This window comes from Alphaproteobacteria bacterium (assembly GCA_016699305.1).
In the GTDB taxonomy this organism is placed as follows: domain Bacteria; phylum Pseudomonadota; class Alphaproteobacteria.
In genome coordinates this window covers 842,627-859,332 of the sequence record CP064970.1, presented here as the reverse complement: position 1 = coordinate 859,332, position 16,706 = coordinate 842,627, and the positions used below count along the sequence as shown (strand labels likewise).

Below are 16,706 nucleotides of genomic sequence, written 5' to 3'. Positions count from 1 at the left end.
TTCTATAGATTATACGAAATGCTCTTAGAACGCATAGGATACTGTGCCATGGGCGATGACGGCTTCACGGATAGATGATAGGCAGATGGAGTTTCACTCCGAGGCATTTCCGCCGCGTGGATCAGGCCCGATCCGATGCCCGCAAACACAAATGCGCCGCAAATGGCGGCGTTCTTAATATTTTTTGCCCCCATCATCATGCCTAATGTGCCGCCGGCAACAGCGCCAACGCAAGCCTGAAACCCCGTCGTCAGAACGGTATCAACGGCTTTGACGACACCCACGGCATATTGGTGGATATACGGTCCCACCAAGGGAAGTTGACTCATAGCCGTTGTGATTTGTGCATTGTTTGAAAATAAATCCCAGACCGTCGCGCCAACGATCCCGGCAGCACACAAGACAACTTTATTGGAGGCAAATTCCGCTAATGGGCTGATTTTATTCATCGTTACCCCCCACAAATTTAATTGATATTATATCGTAATGCATTCTATTATTTTCATCAATAGCAACACATAGAATAACGAGACATGCGAACATCAGAAGATACCGACGAACCCGGCCCAGATTCATTCCGCCTTACCATTGGCCAGATAAAGGGCCCCCCTATTCGCTGATGCTCCATCCGATCCAGCGGTTACGGACGTTTTGATAATGGGGATCGGGATCATAGGCAGCGGTAGGCAGGGACAAGGTGGCGACGTTCAGGCGGCCTGTGGCGGCGTAGAGGCGCAATTGGGCGACGGTGGCGTCATGCTCGGCGCGCACCAGGCCGGTGCGGGCGTCCAGCAATTCCTGTTCGGCGTTCAGCACATCCAAGACCGTGCGGGTGCCGACCTCGGATTCCTGACGCACCCCTTCCAGCGCCAAGGTGCTGGCCTTGACCTGGGACTTGCGCGAGTCGACCGACGAGCGGGTGGCGCGCAAAGCCTCGAACGCGCGAATGGCCTCTTCGCGCGTGGCGCGGCGCGCCTCGTCCAGTTCCATTTGCTTTTGGTTGGCTTGCTGCTGGGCACCGCGCAAACGCGCATATTCCGCGCCGGATTGATACAAGGGCACGCGCATGTGCATCTGCACCTGGGCGGCATCGCTGGCCCCCTTCACGCCCATCGATGTCTCCCAAGAACGCTGCGCGCCTGCCGTCAAAGACAGATCAGGCAGCAATTCGGACTGGGTGGCCTCGACCTGGCTTTGCGCGGCGGCCACCGCCATGATGGCGGATTGCACATTGGGGTTGGCGCTTTCCGCCTGCTGCACGGCCTCATCCAAATTGATTTCCGCAAGGGCCAATTCCGGCTGGGACAGATTCTGCGGCTCGCTTCCGACCAGACGCTGATAGGCGGCACGGCTGGCAAATAACGCACCTTGCGACTCGACCCGATCCGAACGGGCGCGGGCCAGGCGCGCCTCGGATTGGCTGACATCGGTGCGGGTGATCTCACCCACCTCGAAACGGTCGCGCGAGGCTTGTAATTGGCGTTCCAATACCTGTTCGTTATTGCTGGCCAAGTCAAAAACCGATTGATCGCGCAGAACGTCCAAATAGGTCGTGGCCGCAGACAACAATAAGGACTGTTCCTGCGCGTCCAATTGCGCCCGTTGAGCCTTCATGCTGTTTTCGGCTGTGTCGATGGCCGACTGGATGCGTCCGAAACGCCAAATGGGCTGCGTGGCCTGAATGCCCAGGCTGCGCGGCGTCATATCGTTATCGCTTGTCGGATCTTCGGTGGCCGTACGGCTCAGCCCCGCCGATCCATTGGCCTCTAGATTAGGACGGCGACCCGCCTCGGCCTCGGACACCTTCTCATCGGCGGCGCGCAAAGCGGCGCGAGCGGCGGCCAGGCTGGGATTCTGGCTATAGGCCTGGGCCAAAGCCTCTTGCAAGCTATCGGCACGAACGGGCGCGGCCCATCCGATCATCGCCGTCGAGGCCAGTAAGGCCCACATCCAAGCCGTCTTGCGCATCTGTTTCATGGCCATTGTCTCCTGCTCTATCTTTTTTATCGTCTTCAATAACGCGGCACGCTCGGATCCACCATCCGGCTCCAAGCGTCGACCCCGCCCAGCAGATTGTGAACCTGAACATAGCCGTGTTCTTGTAACCAGGCTACAGCGCATGCGCTGCGTCCGCCGTGATGGCAATGCACCACGATGCGCGCATCACGGGGCAATTCGCAGCATCGCTCGTCCAACTGCACCAGCGGGATATGGATTGTCTCAGGCAAATGGGCCTTTTCGACTTCCCAAGGCTCGCGCACATCCACCACCACCACGGGAGAACCGCAACGCAAAGCCTCGGCCAAATCATCGACCGTCACATCCTGCCCGTCTTTCCAAAGCGGTGCCGGACTGGCTTGGAGCGTCATGCCCATGATGCTGTTGGTCTCCTTAGCAACAAAACTGCCTTTCAGATTAGGGGTTTTTGCCTGAGAAGGCAAAATGTTATCGGTCTAACAAGGACATGGCGCGCGTTAACAGGACCTGCAGTTCCTCCAGACGAAACGGTTTTTCTAAAGTACCGATGACTTGAAGCCCATCACGGTTGGCCTTTTCCTGAACGGGCACAATGTATTGTCCCGCATAACCGCTCATCAGGATCACCAAAGGGGGGTGCGGCGACTGCTCCAAACGATTGACCAGCTCGATGCCGTCCATCTCGGGCATCACGATATCCAAGACCAGAACATCCGGCGTTTTTTGTGCGGCGGCGTCGAAATACTCGGCCGCGCTCATGGATTGATGGGTATCGAATCCCATGCCTTCAGCCACTTCGATGACGAAAGCGCCAATATCGGCCTGGTCATCCACCACGGCCAAAAGCGGCTTGGCCACGCAAGGAACATGAGGGGGTGATATGGACATCCGTCGCGTTCTCCTTCATTCCGAGAATACTTCTTATCGTCTTAGCAATTCGTTTCCACACCCTCGTCTGGGACGAATGATTATGCAGATGCGGAAAACACCCGTGCAAACCATGCGCCAGTTATCCGGCCGTCACTTTGCGCTGGCGTGTGAGACGCTCAAAATCCTCACCGGCATGAAAGGATGAACGGGTGAAGGGAGAACTGGAAACCATCGCAAAGCCGCGCCCGCGCGCCAAGGCCGCGTAATCGTCAAACTCCTCGGGCGGCACAAAGCGCGCCACCTCGGCATGTTTGGGCGTGGGTTGCAGATATTGGCCGATGGTCAGGAAATCGACATCGGCGGCGCGCAAATCGTCCATGACCTGCAACAGCTCTTCCCGCGTTTCGCCAAGCCCCACCATCAGGCCGGATTTGGTGATACGGTTCGGGTCCAGTTCCTTGACCATCTGCAACAGGCGCAGCGAAGTAAAGTAACGCGCGCCAGGACGAATAGACGGATACAGGCGCGGCACCGTCTCGAGATTGTGGTTGAAGACATCGGGCGCGGCACGCACAACGGTTTCAATGGCCCCCGGTTTGCGCATGAAATCGGGGGTTAGGACCTCGATGGTTGTGTCGGGCGCAGCGGCGCGTACGGTGGCGATGGTGCGGGCGAAATGCTCGGCACCGCCATCGTCCAGATCGTCACGATCCACCGAGGTGATCACCACATGCGCCAATCCCAGTTTAAGAACCGCTTGGGCCAGACGCTCCGGCTCGTGCGGGTCCAGGCGGTCGGGCAACCCGGTGGAGACATTGCAAAAGGCACAAGCGCGTGTGCAGACGGAACCCAGGATCATGAAAGTGGCGTGGCGATGCTTCCAGCATTCGCCGATATTGGGGCATGCCGCCTCCTCGCATACGGTGGTTAGGCCCATGGCGCGGATGGTGGCGTGGGTTTCGTCGAAGGCACCAGGCCCTGGCGCGCGCACGCGCAGCCATTCAGGCTTGCGGCCCCATGTGGTGGGATTGTCGGGACGGTGCGCCTTTTCCGGGTGGCGGGGACGCGGCGAAGATTCGGTCATCCTGGGCATGATCCTTGGCGGTGACGCGACATTCTAGACCGTCTCCAGCTCGGCGTCCCAATACAAAAAGTCGCGCCAGCTGGTATGCAGATAATTGGGCGGAAAGCATCGCCCATGCGCCTGCAATTCATAACTGTTCGGACGCCAAGGCGGACGACGCAACCGCATGCCGCTTTGCGCCAGCGTCCTGTTTCCCTTTTGCAGATTGCACGAAGTGCAGGCCGCCACCACATTCGTCCAGCCGGTTCGTCCGCCCTGACTGCGGGCAAGGACGTGATCGAAGGTCAGCTCGCGCACGCCCGGACGCGCGCCGCAATATTGACAGGCAAAGTCATCGCGCAAGAAAACGTTGAATCGCGTAAAGGCGGGCCAGGGCGGCGTCGGCGCGTAGTCACGCAAGGCAACAACGCTGGGCAACCGCATCGAGATGCGCGGCGAGCGAATCGGGCGCTCATATTCCGATAGGACGACCACACGGCCCAACACCACGGCTTTGATCGTTTCTTGCCATGGCCACAAAGAGAGCGGGAAATAGCTAAGGGGACGAAAATCAGCATTAAGGACCAAGGCTGGACAAGCCTGCAGAGGAATATCGGCGTCACGAACGCCGGGGATCACCTGTTTCTCCTAGCGGGTCGTGCCGCATGCGAGGTCCTTGGGTGGCGCATGATGTCATATGAACGCCGTGGGGTCTTTGTCATGCCGAATACTCTGACGCGATCAGGCGGAGGGCGCAAGTGGGGCGTAACGGCATAACCGCTACGCCCTCGTTTGCCTTCAGGTCTTAGCGGACGCCAAGGACCTGATAAAAGTAGAACCCGGTATAGCTGGCGGTGTTTGATTGATAGCAGCCGGCCATCTTGCCGGCGAGGCCCGCAGGAATGGTCAAGCAGGTGGCCTCGGCTATGGTCGTGGGGTTGCCCACATCTGCGACGGCAGGTGTGGCGCCATTGCCCAAGTAGGTGTTTAGCTGCGTGCACATGGTGGCGTCCGTCACCGCGATCACAGCCACGCGCTTGGACGTCGTGGCTGTGCAGCCTGCGCCACCCAAATTCGTGATATTCGCGTATGGATAGGTCCAGCTGGAACCGCTCTTGGCCACTTTGGTCGAGGGTGGGTTGACGCCGCCGCCAGAAGGAGAGAACAGATCCACCGCATTGACGGTGTTGGTGGCACCGATGACCACGCTGTTGTAGCCTGTCTCCAAGCCCATCAGGCGATCAAATCCGATCTTCAGGTTCTGACCGATATCGAGCATCGCCGCCGCATTGGCGCGCGCCGCTTCCGATGTCGACGATGCCGTAAAGGAACCACTTCCCGCCGCGATGGCCGAAGCCAGCACAGCCAGGATGGCCACGATGAACAGGATGGGCCCGATGGCAATACCTGCCTGCGGGTTGGTCCTGGCACATACCACACACATTTGCATAACAACATCGGGATGCATGACAACCTCCTGGGCAACTCGCCAGAATTGGCGGACTAGAATTAGTCCGTTATTTATATTGGTAAACGTATAAAATGAAAAGATGGTTAACATGCAAAAAAAAAGCGCGGCAGAATAGCCTGCCGCGCCTTGTTTGCCTTCAGGCCTTAGCGGACGCCAAGGACCTGGTAAAAGTAGAACCCGGTATAGCTGGCGGTGTTCGATTGATAGCAGCCGGCCATCTTGCCATCCAAACCGGCGGGAATGGCCAAACAGGTGGCCTCGGCTATGGTTGTGGGGTTGCCCACGCCGGAAACGGCAGGCGTTGCGCCATTGCCCAAGTAGGTGTTCAGCTGCGTGCACATGGTGGCGTCCGTCACTTCGATTACCGCCACGCGCTTGGATGTCGTGGCGGTGCAGCCTGCGCCACCCAGAGCGCCTATATTCGCGTATGGATAGGTCCAGCTGGCACCGCTCTTGGCCACTTTGGTCGAGGGTGGGTTGACGCCGCCGCCAGAAGGAGAGAACAGATCCACCGCATTGACGGTGTTGGTGGCACCGATGACCACGCTGTTGTAGCCTGTCTCCAAGCCCATCAGGCGATCAAATCCGATCTTCAGGTTCTGACCGATATCGAGCATCGCCGATGCATTGACACGCAACGCTTCCGATGTCGTAGAACCGGAAAACGTCCCGCTACCCGCCGCGATGGCCGAAGCCAACACAGCCAGGATGGCCACGATGAACAAGATGGGCCCGATGGCAATGCCTGCCTGCGGGTTGGTCCTGACATTCACTTGCATGACAACCTCCAAAGAAACTCGCCATAAGGATCGGCCCGGATCAGGCCCATTCACTATAATTGGTAAATGCAAAAAATAAAAAGATAGTTAACACGCCACAAAAAAAAGCGCGGCAGGATGTCCCGCCGCGCCTCGTTTGGCTTTCAGGTCTTAGCGGACGCCAAGGACCTGATAAAAGTAGAACCCGACAAACCCCACAGTGGTTGATTCATAGCAGCCGGCCATCTTGCCGGCGAGGCCCGCAGGAATGGTCAAGCAGGTGGCCTCGGCCACGGTCGTGGGATCGCCCACAGCCGCGGCGGCAGGCGTTGCGCCATTGCCCAAGTAGGTGTTTAGCTGCGTGCACATGGTGGCGTCCGTCACCGCGATCACCGCCACGCGCTTGGACGTCGTGGCTGTGCAGCCTGCGCCACCCAAATTCGTGATATTCGCGTATGGATAGGTCCAGCTGGCACCGCTCTTGGCCACTTTGGTCGAGGGTGGGTTGACGCCGCCGCCAGAAGGAGAGAACAGATCCACCGCATTGACGGTGTTGGTGGCACCGATGACCACGCCGTTGTAGGCCGTCTCCAAGCCCATCAGGCGATCAAATCCGATCTTCAGGTTCTGACCGATATCGAGCATCGCCGCCGCATTGGCGCGCGACGCTTCCGATGTCGACGATGCCGTAAAGGAACCACTTCCCGCCGCGATGGCCGAAGCCAGCACAGCCAAGATGGCCACAACAAACAAGATGGGTCCGATGGCAATACCTGCCTGCGGGTTGGTCCTGACACTCACTTGCATGACGACCTCCTGAGAAACTCACATGGGAAACGGGGGACAAGAGCGGTAACAGGCTAACCCCATTCCCATGGATTGGTAAATGAAGAAGATAAAGAAAAAGTTAACATGCTGTTTCTTCTTTCATTTTTTAACCAATCCCATTGGAGGTAGGTGCCGGGACACATGTCCTCTTCCGGGGATATTCGACGAATCGGGATGAGGCCCGGATCAGAAGGTCGAGCCTCATTCCCTTGTTCGCTCCGCGGTTGCCAGAAACATCAGGCATCCACCATCAGATCTTCGGGATTTTTGGTCTGCTCCGAGATCAGTGTTTTCAGACGTTGTAAGGCACGGACTTCCAATTGGCGGACACGCTCTTTACTAACTTTCAAGGCCACTCCCAGTTCTTCCAAGGTAGCCGAGTCTTCACTGAGGCGACGGCGGCGGATGATCTCGCGATCTCTATCGGGCAGGGCCGCCAGCGCCTTGTCCAGCCATTCCCGGCGTAGACGTCCGTCATGATCCTCCATCGTGGCCTGTTCCGGAGAAGGACCGGCATCCACCAAGCGTTCCTGCCACTCCATATCGCCCTCGCGCGACATAGGCGCGTTGAGGGATTGATCGCCCGCCGAGAGGCGGTTTTCCATATCTTCAATCTCACGTTCGGAAATGCCCGTTTGCTTGGCCAAGCGCGTGCGTCCCTCTCCCGTCAAACGGCCCTCAGGAGTCCACTGGGCGATGCGCGCGCGCAAGCGACGCAAATTGAAGAACAGGGTCTTTTGAGCCAGCGTGGTGCCGGTGCGAACGATGGACCAGTTGCGCAGTACGTAGTCTTGCATCGCGGCGCGGATCCACCATGAGGCGTAAGTGGAGAAACGTAAGCCCCGCTCGGGCTCGAAACGCGCGGCGGCCTGCAGCAGACCGATCACGCCTTCTTGCACCAGATCGCCCATCGGCAAACCGTAGGGACGAAAGCGTGTCGCCATCGCCACCGAGAGGCGCATATAGGGTTTGATGAGACGATGCAGAGCTTTTTCATCGCCATGCCCCCGCCATTGGCGGGCCAGTTCCAATTCCTCTTCGCGTTCCAACAACGGCACAGCCATGCTGGCACGGATGAAAGCCTGATTCGCTTTGCGGGTTTGAGGGTCGTCGATATAAGCCATGATTGGTTCTCCCTGTGTGAGGCAAGACACCCAATCCGCCTATCCCTTTTGGGATCCAACGGACATGTGAGCATCCTAACAGGAAAAATGGGATTTGTCATATATGGTTTAGATCAATTCTAATATAGAAATAACGATAAGGAAACGATCATGAAAACGCATATTCCATACCAATGACAGGAGGTAATGGATGGGGCTGTGCAGATTTCTTCTGACGGGATGCGGGCGGCTTTTTGTCATTCAGCACCGCGTTTCGTGCAGTATGACCGATCGCGCAAGTCACCCCTAAAGATTGAATGCGCCCTGCACTGGAATTGGATTCAGTAGCCTCGGTCGCACGACTAAATCCCTTCATAAGTGCTTGCAGCGTTCCCCGATGACTGGCGATTTCATGCCATTTACGCGCGACCAAGGTGGCCTCCGTCAATTCAATGGCAGTATCTGCAAAGTACCCCTCAAGACGCGGATACATATGGGTTGCATCCATCAACATCGGAATCACATATTCCTCTGTTTCCTCAACATACGGACCAATCCGGGCAGGGTTCAAGCCTAAGACCGTATGAAAATTATGCCGTCTATCGCTTCCTTTGATGACAATCGCCCCGACACGGATTCTTTCTGGCCCGCTATAGTTTGCGATTTCATGATAATAACGAGCTATTGTAAAGCCTGGATCCGACTTATCCTTCGATACAAGCCGGACCATTTCCGCAGCATTCAAGCCATATTTTCTTTGTATTTCTTTACCACTCATTCCCTTGTCTTCTATGCCATCGTGTAGAGCGCAGGCGATCACGACATCATCAAAGAATTTCCTGCCATATGCCGAAACTATCAGTCTTTTATAGCGGCCGACGTGACGTGCCACCTCAAGCGGATGCGCCCCTTCCGGAGTCACCCCGTCTTTGCGATAGCCGTCAAAGCGCATGTGCATTTCTTTCAATGCTTGGACAGCACGAGGAAAGCTAGAAAGCTTGGCGACAAAGGCATCGTACCGCGTTTGGTAGATGACGGCTTCTCTGACGCGCAACAGGTCCAAGGCTTGTTGGTTTTCCAGCATGTGTATCGAATCAGCCCCAGCCTGACAGGGAGAGGCCTGGGAAGAAATTGTTTTGGGCATGGACAGAACTCTATCTGGATGATGGGGTGAAACCAGGACCGTATGTAATCTATTGCGTAAGGGGCTTCAAGCAAGCTCAACGGCAGTTGCACAATGCCTATAAAACCGCTAGGCATGACACTGACACGTTCAGAATCACCAAGGACGCAAAGGCCAAACAGGTATGCCGCAAAGTGGAAAGAAAACAAGGCGCAACGCGGTGGTCGGGCCTGCCCATGTGGTGGCGGGACGCTATGCCTTGGCTTTGTTCCGCTCGGCGGAGGCGGCCGGTCAGCTGCATCAGATCGAGGACGAGGCGGACGCACTGAAACGCTTGCTGGCCAACAGCACCGTCCTGCAAGACCTGGTGCGCAACCCGCTTTATGACTGCGACGACAAAGTGGACTTAATGCGACAACTTGCCGCACATGCCAAATTGTCGCCTTTGATGAGCAAATTTCTGGGTGTGCTGGCGCAGCGTCGCCGGCTGAATCTGCTGGGTGTCGTATTGGATGATATCCTGGCGCGCCTGTTCAGCCATCGGGGCCGCCGCCTGACCGTAGTGACCAGCACGCGCCCCATGCCGGAGGCGCGCATGGCGCAGCTGCAACAGGCGATGGAAGCGGTGCAAGGCCCCGGCGTCGTGTTAGAGGCCCACACGGACCCTAGCCTACTTGGCGGCCTGACTATCGAAACGGGCGGGCATTTGTATGATGCGTCGATCAAACGGCGTCTGGCTTTGATGAGCCGACGGATGAAGGAGGTCTCTTAAGATGCAAATCACGTTGGATACGGCGGAAATCTCGGCCCTGCTGCGGCAGCGCATCGAAACTTTCGGCGTCGAGACCGAGATGGAGGAAATCGGCCGCGTGGTCACCGTCGGCGACGGCGTGGCGCGTATTTTCGGCCTTGATTCGGCCCAGGCGGGCGAAATGCTGGAATTCGAATCCGGCGTGCGCGGCATGGCGCTGAACTTGGAAATCGATACGGTAGGAGCCGTGATCTTCGGCGACGACCGCGACATTCATGAAGGCGATATCGTGCGCCGCACAGGCCGCATCATCGAGGTCATAACGGGCGAGGCCTTGTTGGGCCGCGTTGTGGACGGGCTGGGCAATCCCATCGACGGCAAAGGTCCGTTGGTTGGCGACCAAAAAAAGCAGCGCGTCGAGATGAAGGCTCCGGGCATCATCACCCGCCTCTCGGTCAGCGAACCGATGCAAACTGGCCTGAAGGCCATCGACTCGTTGGTGCCCATCGGTCGCGGCCAGCGTGAGCTGATCATCGGCGATCGCCAAACCGGCAAGACCGCCTTGGCGCTTGACGCCATCTTGAATCAAAAAGGACCAAACGCCGCAGGCGACCCCAAGACCAAGCTGCATTGCATCTATGTGGCCATCGGTCAAAAGCGGTCCACCGTGGCGCGTATCGTCAAGACGCTCGAAGACAACGGGGCGATGGATTATTGCACCGTGGTCGCCGCCACCGCATCGGACCCCGCTCCCATGCAGTTCCTGGCACCCTATGTCGGCTGCGCCATGGGCGAATATTTCCGCGACAGTGGCCGCCACGCCTTGATCGTTTATGACGATTTGTCCAAGCATGCCGTGGCCTATCGTCAGATGTCCTTGCTGTTGCGCCGTCCCCCCGGGCGCGAGGCCTATCCCGGCGACGTGTTCTATTTGCATTCGCGCCTGTTGGAACGTGCCGCCAAGATGAATGATGAGAACGGCGGCGGTTCCCTGACGGCGCTGCCCATCATCGAAACTCAGGCGGGCGACGTGTCGGCCTATATCCCGACCAATGTCATCTCGATCACCGACGGCCAGATCTTTTTGGAATCCGGCCTGTTCTATAAGGGCATTCGCCCGGCGGTGAATGTGGGCATCTCGGTCAGCCGCGTCGGCTCGGCCGCGCAGATCAAGGCCATGAAGAAGGTGGCCGGCTCCATCAAGCTGGAATTGGCCCAATACCGCGAAATGGCCTCTTTCGCACAGTTCTCATCCGATCTTGACGCCTCGACCCAGCGCCTATTGGCGCGCGGCGCGCGCCTGACCGAATTGCTCAAGCAAGGGCAATATTCGCCCCTGTCCGTTGAGGAACAGGTGGTGGTGCTGTTCGCGGGCGTGCATGGCTATCTGGATAAGGTCGCCGTGGACGCCGTGGTCCGGTACGAGGCCGGCTTGCGTCATCACTTTGAGACCGCCGCCCCCGAGCTTGTGGAAGAAATCCGCATCAAGCACGACATCAGCACCGAGCTGGAAGGCAAACTGCGCCGCGTGATCGAGGATTACACGAAGACGTTTGTGTAAGAGCACCCTTCAAAGGTCCGTCTGGCCTAGGCCGAACCGATTGGTAATTTGGCCTTGGTGCGCTGAGTCTATAGCCGCACCATATCTTTCCATACAGGCCGAAGGGGCCGATTCCTGCTTTGGGACAGCAACAAAACCTCCCTGTGGGAAAATTGGATCAAAGGCTGTCCCGTTTGGCGGCAGCGCAGCCCTCGACCTGAGAGGCCTAGATACTGTTTACAAAACTTGGAGTTCGAGGCTGCATGCGTAAACATTCCAAACCCCAGCGCCATCGGCAAGGGCAGGAGATGGACTCCCGCCTTCGCGGGAGTGACGCATGAGGAGAGGGAGGCTCACAGCAAAGTGTGCCGCCTTCATATGGAAACCACCCCCGCGCGGGCGGGCATCCATCACCTGTCATTCGTGTCCGTGCTGAATCGTTGACTCTTCACTTTAATCACAGCGGTTGATGCCGATTCATAGACCTTTGTGAACAGTGCCTAGCCCATATTCGCGGCGGCGAATTCCCAGTCGATCAGATTGTCCAAGAAAGCCTTCAGGAAATCGCCGCGCCGGTTTTGGTAATCCAGGTAATAGGCGTGTTCCCACACATCACACACCACAAGCGGCGTGTCGGTGGTGGTCAAGGGCGTTTCGGCGTTGGCGGTCTTGACGACTTTGAGCTTCCCGTCCGTCCCCGCGACAAGCCACGCCCAGCCGCTGCCGAATTGAGTCAGCCCCGCCTGGGTGAAGGCCTGTTTAAAGGCGTCCACACCGCCGAAATCGTCTTGCAAGCGCTTTCCCAGCGCGGCGGGAATGGTGCCGCCGCCGCCCTTTTTCATGCTGTGCCAGAAAAAGCTGTGATTCCAGACTTGCGCGGCGTTGTTAAATATCCCGGCTTGCGCGGCGTTCCCGGCCGATTGGCGGATCACCGCGTCAAGCGACTGGCTCTCCAAAGGCGTGCCTTTGATCAGATTGTTAAGGTTGGTCACATAGGCCTGATGATGCTTGCCATGATGGAATTCCAAGGTGCGGGCGGAAATCGCCGGCTCCAAAGCATCCAAGGCGTAGGGCAGGGCGGGAAGCTCGAACGGCATGGCACTGGCTCCATCAAGGAAAGGGGGACGGCATTTCAAGCGTTAAGATAATCCTTTGGCGGCGATTGGCAAGCCATGCTTAATTCTTGGGCAATAGCTGATAGATTCGGCCCCGGCTTTTCATGGCCCCCGCGATCTGCCCGGCTTCCTCGCCGGTCCCCCAAAAGACATCCCCCCGCACGACTCCGCGAATGGCTCCGCCCGTATCTTGGGCCATCATCAGCCGCTGCACGCGCGGCATACCGGCCAAGGGCGGATCGGCGTCCAGCCAAACCGGCGTTCCATAGGGGGTATAGCGACGATCCACGGCCAGGCTACGTCCAGCGGTCAACGGCACGCCTTGCGCCCCGATGGGGCCTTCGGCCCCCGGCTCCAACAAACGGAAAAAGACGTAAGAAGGATTGCTGTTCATCAAGTCCTGCGCTTTGAGCGGATTCGCGCGTAGCCATGCATGGATGGTGAATAACGAGACTTCAGAACGGGGGATTTCCTGGGCATCGGCCAAGATGCGGCCAATGGGCACATAAGGATGGCCGTTTTGTCCCGCATAAGCCAAACGCCGCGTGCGCCCGTCGCGCAGACGCAACACGCCCGAACCTTGGATTTCCAGGAAGAACGCGGCCACGGGATCATCCAGATAGGCCAGCTCTAAATCTTGGTCTTCCAACGCGCCTTGGAAAATTTCGGCCCGGCTGGGCATGGCCTCTCCCGGCGTCTTTGGGGGCAGGCGATAAAGCGGCGTGGCGGCGGTGGCATCGGGACGAAAACTGCCCGTCACCTCCGGCTCGTAATAGCCCGTGAACAGGCCGTTCGCTCCGTTACCGCTGCCGATAAGGGCATAGGGCTGAAAATAGTGTTCAAAGAAGGCGCGAATTTGGGTGTCATCGACTTGATCGGGCATATCGTCAAGGGCCGCGCAAATCTCTTCGGTCAGAACCAGGCGACGCGGCGCGCAAGAACGGCGTAAGGCCGGCAAAACCGCCGAAGTCCCGTCCCTGTACCAACCGGGCAGATCGGCAAAAGCCACCGGCACGCGGCTGGCCTCTTCGGGTTCAACAGAGGTGCAAGCGGTCAGCATCAGCGCGGCCATCACCGCCAAGGCGGTGCCGGATAAAGCTTTCATGTCGTGAATCACGTCCCGGTTTCGACAAGTTGCCAATTGGGATCCGCCGCGCCCAATTCCCTGCGGAAGGTCCAGCAATCCTCGGTTTCTTCGGCGCGCGTGGGATCGCCACTGATGATCTGACCACTTGTATCGCGCAGCACATGGATCTGTTCGCTCAGATAGCGCACGGTGACCCGCGCATCCGTCCCAGAGACGACGGCCTTGATGATCTCGGCCTCGCGCACGCGCAGAATTCGGCTCTCCAGGCTTTGTTGCTGGGATTTACGCTCTTGAATCGAGGTATCGAACCGATCGAAGACGCCAGGGGCCAACAAGCCGCGCAATTGATCGGAATCGCCGCGCGCATAGGCGCCAAGGATCATCTCAAACGCCGCGCGCGCGCCTTTCAGAAAATCCTTTTCCTGGAAACTGGGATCACGCTTTTGAATACGCTGTAAGCTGGCAGCCAAAGACAAAGGGCGTCCGTCATCCGGTTCTTCTTCGGGCACGGCCTGGGCCAGAGCCTGCGTGATATCCCCAACCGTCACCGCCGGCTTGTCGGCAGCAGGCGCGGCTTGGGCATACGGATTGGGGCGCTGGCGCGGCGGTTGGCCACCATCGTCGCGGCGACCAAAAATCGCGTAAAGCCGTGCCACAAGAAATGTGGCCACGACCGCCAGAATCAGAATTTCGGCAAAACCAGGATCATGCATAGCGGTGTGACCTTAGCAGATTTATCCCCGCTTGCCGAAAGGAAAAATCATCCATCGGACACTCACGGCCTAGGCGGAAGCCTGCATGGGAAAAACGATAGGCTCGAAGATCTCGGCGCTGCGGGGCCATTCGATGACGATCGTGGCATGTCTCTGGGCAGAGTCGTTATTGCCAAAACTGAGATTGGCTCCTGTCCGCTCCAACAACACTTGGGCAATGAAAATGCCCAGCCCCATATGACCGCCGCCATCCGGGCTCTTGCCATGTTGTACCGACAGATAGGGTTCCCCCATGCGTGAGAGCACATGCACGGGGAAGCCCGGTCCGTCGTCGCTGACGATCAGCCGGACGATGGCATCGTTCCAAAACAAGGACGCCTGAAGCTTTTGATGCGCGAACTGAAATCCGTTTTGCAACAGATTGCCCAGTCCATGGGTGATCTCGGGCCGGTTGCTGATACGCGGCTCGCGGCCACGGCAATGAGCCTCGGGCGCGATGACGAAATCAATGCGTTCGGCACGATGCGGCTCGGCCGCCAGCTGCACCAGGACGGATAAAGGCAACCTTCCGAATAACCCCGGGTCGGTTACGGTCAATTGCTGCGGCTGGCGTGAGAACGTCGCCAAAATATCGCGGCAACGCGCGACCTGGCTGTTGAGTAGGGCGATATCCTCGCGCAGGCCGCTGCCGGGGGGCAGGTCTCGCTCCATCTCACGCACGGTGATGGCGATGGTGCTGAGCGGCGATCCCAGCTCATGCGCGGCGGCGGCGGCCAAAGCGCCCGATGTGGACAGTCTTTGCTCGCGGTCCAACGCCGCCTGGCTTGCCGTCAGGGCGTTCGATATCTTCTGCGCCTCGTGCGAGACGTGATAGACGTAAATCGCCAGGAATACCGCCGACAACGCCATGGAGATCCACAGGCCATAGACGTAATCCTGAGGAAAGCTCTCGGCCGTCCAAGGCAAGGGGAATCGCCACGCGGACATGGCGGTAAGCCCCAACAAGGCCAAAAAGGTCAACCCGGCCACATAGCGCCAATTTAACAACGTCGCCGCGACGGTCAAAGGAGCCAGCAGCATCATGGTAAAGGGATTGGTGAGTCCCCCGGTCAGATGCAACAGGCAAGATAGTTGAATGATGTCGAAGGCCAGGTACAAGGCCACGTCGCGCCCACGCAATGTAGGACGTAGCCCGCGCGGCGATTGCGCCAGCAGGTTCAACACCACCGAACTGCCTATAACAACGATAGCGGGCACCATGGGCAGGGCGTAACCCAATGCGAAATGCGCCACCAGCAGGGCCGCCATCTGGCCGCCCACCGCGATCCAGCGAATGAACACCAGCGTGCGCAACGTCACGCGACCGATGCCGGTTGAAAGCACCGGCGGGATCATATCGCTGTCTTTGAACTGAGTGATCGTCACGACGGTTTATCTCCAGCCTCCCGGCAACATAATGGCTTTTAAACGTAAAAAGACATAAAAATCTTGCACCAAGTCTTCCATGGTATTCTACCTACCCATGATGAGAGATTCAACCCAGCCCTCCCACATCTCCCCGTCCGGAATACGTCATGCCTAACGAACAGAAAATCCTTGATAAATCTCGAACCATTCTCATCTGGGACGGAGCCGTGAGGCTGTTCCATTGGAGCATCGTGCTACTGGTTCTAGCCTGCTGGATAAGTGCCGAAAACGGCATGATGGATTTGCATATTTTGTGCGGCTTGGCCGTTTTGGGCTTACTGATATTCCGAATCATCTGGGGGTTCATTGGGTCGCCTACGGCTCGCTTTGCTCAATTTCTGCGCGGGCCGCGCGCGGTGATTGGACATCTGCGATGGCTGATCCGGGGCGGGCAGCATGGTCAGTCCCTCGGACATAATCCTCTGGGCGGCTGGGCGGTCATGGCGCTTTTAGGCCTGATGGGCGTTCAGGCCCTGACGGGGCTTGGCTCTTACGACATGATTTTCTCGGTGGGCGGACCCTTGGCCCCACATCTGCCGGAAGAATGGTCGGACAGGCTGACCGCTTGGCATCATCAGAATTTTGATCTGTTGATGGCCATGATCGGGGTGCATGTCGCCGCGATTATCGTGTATCGGTTATTGCGCCGCCAAGACTTGCTGACCCCCATGCTGACCGGTCGCAAGAAGCAGATCGACAATGCGCCCGAATTAGGAATCCGTCCGCCTTCTCCTTGGCTGGCCGCCGGCCTTTTGGCCGTCAGCCTGGCCGCATCCTATAGCCTATTGGCTTTGGCGGGATAAGATCGCGATAGCCATCATCGCCGATGTCGTCGCTTTT

The 16,706-nt window shown here is 58.1% G+C and carries 18 protein-coding genes; 3 read left to right on the top strand and 15 right to left on the bottom strand.

All coding sequences use genetic code 11. The features are described from left to right. Positions 1-2: 2 nt before the first annotated feature. The 11 genes from IPI58_03990 to IPI58_03940 all read right to left on the bottom strand — a co-directional run bounded on the left by IPI58_03990 (position 3) and on the right by IPI58_03940 (position 9,214). Complete coding sequence (locus IPI58_03990; protein ID QQR69814.1) at positions 3-449, bottom strand: hypothetical protein; 447 nt, start codon at positions 447-449, stop codon at positions 3-5. Between the two features lie 160 nt (positions 450-609). Further along, a complete protein-coding gene (locus IPI58_03985; GenBank protein QQR69813.1) occupies positions 610-1,983 on the bottom strand; it encodes a TolC family outer membrane protein in 1,374 nt (457 codons plus the stop codon). Between the two features lie 29 nt (positions 1,984-2,012). Beyond that, entirely contained in the window at positions 2,013-2,369 is a 357-nt protein-coding gene (locus IPI58_03980; GenBank protein ID QQR70039.1) for a hypothetical protein, read from the bottom strand. Between the two features lie 76 nt (positions 2,370-2,445). Further along, entirely contained in the window at positions 2,446-2,865 is a 420-nt protein-coding gene (locus IPI58_03975; protein ID QQR69812.1) for a response regulator, read from the bottom strand. A gap of 121 nt (positions 2,866-2,986) precedes the next feature. After that, positions 2,987-3,931, bottom strand: a complete 945-nt coding sequence (gene lipA, locus IPI58_03970) for a lipoyl synthase (GenBank protein QQR69811.1) — start codon at positions 3,929-3,931, stop codon at positions 2,987-2,989. Positions 3,932-3,964: 33 nt separating this feature from the next. Beyond that, complete coding sequence (locus tag IPI58_03965; protein ID QQR70038.1) at positions 3,965-4,522, bottom strand: HNH endonuclease; 558 nt, start codon at positions 4,520-4,522, stop codon at positions 3,965-3,967. 193 nt (positions 4,523-4,715) lie between these two features. Beyond that, the gene (locus tag IPI58_03960; protein QQR69810.1) at positions 4,716-5,378 is read right to left on the bottom strand and encodes a hypothetical protein; all 663 of its coding nucleotides are present in this window, start codon (positions 5,376-5,378) and stop codon (positions 4,716-4,718) included. 146 nt (positions 5,379-5,524) lie between these two features. Next, positions 5,525-6,160 carry a hypothetical protein gene (locus IPI58_03955; protein QQR69809.1) on the bottom strand — a complete coding sequence of 212 codons (636 nt, stop codon included), beginning with the start codon at positions 6,158-6,160 and terminating at the stop codon, positions 5,525-5,527. Positions 6,161-6,310: 150 nt separating this feature from the next. Further along, positions 6,311-6,946 (bottom strand): hypothetical protein, encoded by a 636-nt coding sequence (locus tag IPI58_03950; GenBank protein ID QQR69808.1) that lies wholly within the window; start codon positions 6,944-6,946, stop codon positions 6,311-6,313. 257 nt (positions 6,947-7,203) lie between these two features. After that, positions 7,204-8,091, bottom strand: a complete 888-nt coding sequence (locus IPI58_03945) for an RNA polymerase factor sigma-32 (protein QQR69807.1) — start codon at positions 8,089-8,091, stop codon at positions 7,204-7,206. A 148-nt stretch (positions 8,092-8,239) separates the two neighbouring features. Next, positions 8,240-9,214, bottom strand: coding sequence for a hypothetical protein (locus IPI58_03940; protein QQR69806.1), 975 nt, complete (start codon positions 9,212-9,214; stop codon positions 8,240-8,242). A gap of 163 nt (positions 9,215-9,377) precedes the next feature. On the opposite strand from IPI58_03940, the gene atpH reads away from it, so the two are divergent. After that, the gene (atpH, locus tag IPI58_03935; GenBank protein ID QQR69805.1) at positions 9,378-9,965 is read left to right on the top strand and encodes an ATP synthase F1 subunit delta; all 588 of its coding nucleotides are present in this window, start codon (positions 9,378-9,380) and stop codon (positions 9,963-9,965) included. Positions 9,966-9,972: 7 nt separating this feature from the next. Next, positions 9,973-11,505 (top strand): F0F1 ATP synthase subunit alpha, encoded by a 1,533-nt coding sequence (locus IPI58_03930; GenBank protein QQR70037.1) that lies wholly within the window; start codon positions 9,973-9,975, stop codon positions 11,503-11,505. 479 nt (positions 11,506-11,984) lie between these two features. On the opposite strand, the gene IPI58_03925 is transcribed toward IPI58_03930, so the two are convergent. The 4 genes from IPI58_03925 to IPI58_03910 form a co-directional block, all read right to left on the bottom strand. Further along, positions 11,985-12,581 (bottom strand): superoxide dismutase, encoded by a 597-nt coding sequence (locus IPI58_03925; protein QQR69804.1) that lies wholly within the window; start codon positions 12,579-12,581, stop codon positions 11,985-11,987. A gap of 79 nt (positions 12,582-12,660) precedes the next feature. Next, positions 12,661-13,704: an MltA domain-containing protein gene (locus tag IPI58_03920; GenBank protein QQR69803.1), complete on the bottom strand. Its 1,044-nt coding sequence runs from the start codon at positions 13,702-13,704 to the stop codon at positions 12,661-12,663. 8 nt (positions 13,705-13,712) lie between these two features. Beyond that, on the bottom strand, positions 13,713-14,399 hold the full coding sequence (locus IPI58_03915) for a Tim44 domain-containing protein (protein ID QQR69802.1): 687 nt from the start codon (positions 14,397-14,399) through the stop codon (positions 13,713-13,715). Positions 14,400-14,468: 69 nt separating this feature from the next. Next, a complete protein-coding gene (locus IPI58_03910) occupies positions 14,469-15,824 on the bottom strand; it encodes an ActS/PrrB/RegB family redox-sensitive histidine kinase (GenBank protein ID QQR69801.1) in 1,356 nt (451 codons plus the stop codon). Positions 15,825-15,973: 149 nt separating this feature from the next. Between IPI58_03910 and IPI58_03905 the strand changes: the two genes are divergently transcribed. Further along, positions 15,974-16,669: a cytochrome b/b6 domain-containing protein gene (locus IPI58_03905; GenBank protein QQR69800.1), complete on the top strand. Its 696-nt coding sequence runs from the start codon at positions 15,974-15,976 to the stop codon at positions 16,667-16,669. Positions 16,670-16,706: the final 37 nt, after the last annotated feature.

What these genes read in the sequence shown, in the direction of transcription:
- IPI58_03960 (QQR69810.1), bottom strand. Translation starts at nt 5,378, where the DNA reads ATGCATCCCGATGTTGTTATGCAAATGTGTGTGGTATGTGCCAGGACC.
- IPI58_03975 (QQR69812.1), bottom strand. Translation starts at nt 2,865, where the DNA reads ATGTCCATATCACCCCCTCATGTTCCTTGCGTGGCCAAGCCGCTTTTG.
- IPI58_03955 (QQR69809.1), bottom strand. Translation starts at nt 6,160, where the DNA reads ATGCAAGTGAATGTCAGGACCAACCCGCAGGCAGGCATTGCCATCGGG.
- IPI58_03905 (QQR69800.1), top strand. Translation starts at nt 15,974, where the DNA reads ATGCCTAACGAACAGAAAATCCTTGATAAATCTCGAACCATTCTCATC.
- atpH (QQR69805.1), top strand. Translation starts at nt 9,378, where the DNA reads ATGCCGCAAAGTGGAAAGAAAACAAGGCGCAACGCGGTGGTCGGGCCT.
- IPI58_03990 (QQR69814.1), bottom strand. Translation starts at nt 449, where the DNA reads ATGAATAAAATCAGCCCATTAGCGGAATTTGCCTCCAATAAAGTTGTC.
- IPI58_03920 (QQR69803.1), bottom strand. Translation starts at nt 13,704, where the DNA reads ATGAAAGCTTTATCCGGCACCGCCTTGGCGGTGATGGCCGCGCTGATG.
- IPI58_03940 (QQR69806.1), bottom strand. Translation starts at nt 9,214, where the DNA reads ATGCCCAAAACAATTTCTTCCCAGGCCTCTCCCTGTCAGGCTGGGGCT.
- IPI58_03985 (QQR69813.1), bottom strand. Translation starts at nt 1,983, where the DNA reads ATGGCCATGAAACAGATGCGCAAGACGGCTTGGATGTGGGCCTTACTG.
- IPI58_03945 (QQR69807.1), bottom strand. Translation starts at nt 8,091, where the DNA reads ATGGCTTATATCGACGACCCTCAAACCCGCAAAGCGAATCAGGCTTTC.
- IPI58_03925 (QQR69804.1), bottom strand. Translation starts at nt 12,581, where the DNA reads ATGCCGTTCGAGCTTCCCGCCCTGCCCTACGCCTTGGATGCTTTGGAG.
- IPI58_03950 (QQR69808.1), bottom strand. Translation starts at nt 6,946, where the DNA reads ATGCAAGTGAGTGTCAGGACCAACCCGCAGGCAGGTATTGCCATCGGA.
- lipA (QQR69811.1), bottom strand. Translation starts at nt 3,931, where the DNA reads ATGACCGAATCTTCGCCGCGTCCCCGCCACCCGGAAAAGGCGCACCGT.
- IPI58_03980 (QQR70039.1), bottom strand. Translation starts at nt 2,369, where the DNA reads ATGACGCTCCAAGCCAGTCCGGCACCGCTTTGGAAAGACGGGCAGGAT.
- IPI58_03915 (QQR69802.1), bottom strand. Translation starts at nt 14,399, where the DNA reads ATGCATGATCCTGGTTTTGCCGAAATTCTGATTCTGGCGGTCGTGGCC.